We start from the raw sequence: 4,120 nt of genomic DNA on the forward strand, positions 1-4,120 counted from the left end.
CCGGTCCGGAGTCCCCTGGTTCGGGGGCTCCTGTCCCGCCCCGTTCGGGTTCGGGGTGACGTTCGGGTTCGAGGCCTCCTGATCCGGGACCTCCCGGACCGGCGCGTTCTCGGAACCGTTCGGCTCCCGCACCACACCGCCGCCCTCGGACCCCTCCTGAAGCGGGGCGTCCTGGGAGGGGGGCCTCTGGGGGTCCTGGTCCGGAACCCCCTGGCCCGGGTTCTCCTCGACCGTCGTGTTCGGGTTCGAGACGTCCTGGTTCGACGGATCCTCGTTCGGAGACCCCTGGGGCGGGGTCGCCGGGTTCGAGGTCTCCTCGTTCAGAGGCTCGTGGCCCGGGGTCTCCTGCCCCGTCTCGTCGGGGTTCGAGACGTCCTGGGACAGGGCCTCCCCGGTCCCGTTCGTGTGACCGGCCCCCTCGGGTCCGCTCGGGTTCGACGAACCCTCACCGTCCCCGTTCTCCTCGGTGGGGCGCTCCCGATCACCGTTGTCCTGGTTCTGTTCACCGATGACGGGGGCGTCGCCGGCTCCCTCGTTCTCCGAGGACGTGTTCTCCCGATCGCCCCGGTTCAGGTGGTCGGAGTCGTTCTCGTCCGGGGTGTTCACGGGCCGGTCGGAGGACTGCTCCGAGGTGTCGCCCGCGGTGGAGGACTCGTTCGAGCCGCCGTCCTCGTTCGGCGGCGCGGCGGGGCGGTAGGGGCCGTTGTCGGACTGACCGCTCGTGTCAGAGGACTCGGTGGTGACCTGCTGGGGCGGCGGGGGCGGGGGAGGTGCCGAGGTCTGTGTGGTGTCGGACGACGTGTTGTCGTTCTGGGAACCGCGCGAGTCTCCCCCGCCCTCGCCGGTCGAGGAGGAATCGTTCGACGAGGTGGCGGTGGACGAGCCGTTCGTCGAGGAACCGGATTCCGACGGCGGTCCACCGGCCGGGTTCGAGGAGCCCGGTCCTTCGCCCGTCCCGCCCTCGGGAGCGCCCGTGGTCGGCGGGGGCGGGGTGGGGACGCCGGGCGGCGGGCCGGCGTTCTTCAGTTGGTCGATGAGCAGCAGGCCGCCCTGGGTGAGGCTCTGCTGGACCGCTCCGGAGACCAGCCCCGAGACCCCGGAGAGCCACGTGATGGAGAAGGTCTTCTCGTCGCTGAAGAGCAGGTTGAACAGGCCCTCGCTGAGCATCCCCTGGGCCGCGTTGGCGATGCCCCCGCCGCCGAGCTGCGCCAGGAAGTTCTTCCAGTGCGACCCCACGTCGGAGAGACCATTGCGCACCCCGTTGGGCACACCGTTGGTCAGGAAGTCGCTCAGCTTCGGGTCGATGCCGCGGCCGTACTTGCTCACCACGTCGCTCAGTGCGTCGTTGAGCCCGTCCCTCCCCCAGTGGCGGGAGAAGGCGTCGGCGTAGCGTTCACCGAACTCGCGGGCCTGGTCTCGACTCATCGAGTCGCCCAGGGAGTCGGCGAAGCTGTTCCCCATGTCGTTGCGGAAGCGTTCGGCGTCGATCGGACGGTTCCACCCGGGCCGGTTGTCCATGCCGTAGGGGCGCAGCAGGTCGTCGCTGTTGCGACCCATCACGTCGCCGATGCCCTCGGGCAGCCCCTTGCCGGGACCGCCCGTAGGGAAGTGGTCATCGAGTTGTTTGGTGATGGCCGGGCCGGAGGTGTTGTTGAGCAGCTTGTTGAACTGGTTGGACAGCGCGCTACCGCCGAAGGCGGCGGCGGTGCCGAGGAAACCGTCCAGCATGGCGCCCTTGGCGGCGTCCTCGGTGAGCTTGTGGTCCCACTCGTCGCGGTAGCCGTTGTCGATCTGGATGCGCTGGATGAGCGCGTCCAGCGTGAGCGCGAAGAACTGGCTGATCGCCATCTGCTGGAGCAGTTCGGCGAACAGTCGGAACAGGACCCGCCCGATGACGGTCTTGGTGATGGCCTTGAAGATGGGGATCTTGGCCAGGGAGGCGCCGAAGGTGTACGGCGCCATCGCGATCGCCCAGGCGATCTCCAGGGCCAGCTGCACGAGCTGACCGATGATCATCCACTTCGCGTACTGCACCTGGGTGGCCGCGTTGTGGACGTACTCCTGGAGACCCCGGGCGACCGCCGTGCCCTCGCCGAGGTAGTTGCGCTCCCCCGCCGTGAACTGGTCCACCGACTCGTCGAAGAAGTCCGCCGCCGTGGCGTCGAAGTTCTCCCGCACCTTGTTCTTGATCCGGATGACGAGCTGGGGGAGCTCGACCTCCAGACGGTCCGCGGCGGTGCCGTAGACCTGGGCGAGTTCCCACAGCCGCGTCTCGTCGGCGGTGGGCCACTCCGACCCGGTCAGGACCGCGAACAGGTTGCGGAGTTCGGGGGGCAGTTCCATTCCCATCGGGGTCAGGGCCTCCCGCTGCCGCCGGTCAGACGGGTGTTCTGGGTACCGATCAGACGCGTCGCGCTGTCGATGCCGTACTGCTCGGAGCGTCCGAACTGCTTGGCGGTGTCGATCGTGGCCTCGGCGGTCTTCTCGAAGGCCTTGCCGAGCGTCGTCAGGAAGACCCCGAACCCTTCGCGGTTCGGGACGTAGTTCTTCTCGAACGACTCGGCCACGGCGTCGCCCTCGCCCCAGCATTTGCCCAGAGCGTCGACCGAGTCGTTGAACCACCGGTCGATCGCGCGTACTTCGGCCGCGAGTTCGTGGATATCGGCGCCGTCCCTGGCGACCGCCTCCGGGTCGATCGAGATGCGATCCGACATGGCCTCTCCTTCCTCCTATGTCGTCGTGGTGTCATCACGGTGTGGGCGGGCGGAGGGGACGTGTCCCCTCCGCCTCGTCGGTCAGGTGGGCGGGTGCACCCTGCCCAGGCCGAGCTCCTCCAACAGGGCGGTGGGGTCTCCCGCCACCGCCTGTTCACGGGCGGCGGAGTCGCCCGGGATCAGCCCGCCCATGGCGTCGGAGACCTGTCGGGCCACGTCGCGCCGGGCGCGTTCGACGACCTCGACGATGGCCGAGGCCAGTTCGGCGGGCGCCATCATCCGGTACTTGTCGGTGTGGAACCTCAGCTCAGCGATCTCGCCTCTGGCGTTCACCGTCACGCTGAGCATCCGATCCTTGGACACCGCCTCTGCGGTAACCGACTCCAGGTTTGCGCTTGCCTCCGCCAGGCGCTCCTGGGTCTGGCGAAGTTGTTCGAGGGACCTCTCCATCTGCCCCTGTAGGGACATGTCCAACGCCGCTCACTCCCTTGTCTTTTCGGGTTCCGGGCCGTCCCAACGAGGCGGGTCCGCCCCGTGCGGTGGTGCCCCACACCTTCTCGTCCTCGGCGAGCCAGGTGGTACGGGTGCGTTCCTGCCCGCCGGCGCCACCACCGGCGCCGCCCGCTCCGCCCGGAGGCATCATGGGCATACCGGGGGTGCCCGGGGTACCGGGTGCACCGGGGGTGCCGACCGACCCCGGCGAGAGGGAACCGTCCGTTCCCTGACCTCCACCGAAACCGCCCCAGGGGCTGGTTCCGCCGGGCCCGTTCCCCCGACCGCCTCCGTTGCCCTCGGACGAGCCTCCGACGGAGCCCGAGTCCGGACGGGCGGTCATGCCGCCCCCGTCCGAGCCTCCCAGGGAGCCGCTCCCGGGGGGCGGTGTGAGCACGGATCCGCCGCCGCCTCCTCCGATCGAGGAGCCGCCCGAACCGAATCCGGATCCCGAAGAGGAGTTCAGGTCTCCCGATCCGCCGAGGCCGTTGGATCCGGGGGACGGGTAACCGCCGCCTCCACCGCCCGGAGCGTCGAGGACCGGGGGGTCGGGGAGTTCGATACGGTCCCCGCCCAGATCACCGGAGCCTCCCGAGCCGCCGAGGCTCGGGCTGTCGGGAAGCCCCGGACGGTTCGTCCCGCCCGAGCCGCCGAGGCTATCGGAACCGCCCGGGTCGCGGGAGCCGACCGGGGTCTGGGAACCCTCGCCTTCATCGGCGTTCGACCCGCCCGAGGACGGGTCCAGGCCTCCAGGACCCTCCAACCCGGTGGGCACGCGGACCGGAGGAGGCGGGACGGAGCCGAGCCCTTCACCGTCCGTGGAGGAGCCGAGGTCCCCGTAACCGCCCTGAGGCGGTCCTCCGATGGTGGAGGACGAGCCACCACCCTCGATACGAGAGCCGTCCGGACTCAGG

General features: G+C 70.0%; 3 protein-coding genes. All 3 read right to left on the minus strand.

Annotated elements, in window-relative coordinates:
• Positions 1–2,343 (minus strand): WXG100-like domain-containing protein (locus TR33_RS08605; protein ID WP_042282562.1); only part of this gene is annotated, 2,343 nt, incomplete at its 3' end.
• An 11-nt stretch (positions 2,344–2,354) separates the two neighbouring features.
• Positions 2,355–2,714 (minus strand): hypothetical protein, encoded by a 360-nt coding sequence (locus TR33_RS08610; protein ID WP_014910582.1) that lies wholly within the window; start codon positions 2,712–2,714, stop codon positions 2,355–2,357.
• Between the two features lie 81 nt (positions 2,715–2,795).
• The gene (locus TR33_RS08615; protein WP_357721821.1) at positions 2,796–3,182 is read right to left on the minus strand and encodes a YbaB/EbfC family nucleoid-associated protein; all 387 of its coding nucleotides are present in this window, start codon (positions 3,180–3,182) and stop codon (positions 2,796–2,798) included.
• Positions 3,183–4,120: the final 938 nt, after the last annotated feature.

This window comes from Nocardiopsis alba, assembly GCF_000710955.1.
GTDB lineage: Bacteria > Actinomycetota > Actinomycetes > Streptosporangiales > Streptosporangiaceae > Nocardiopsis > Nocardiopsis alba.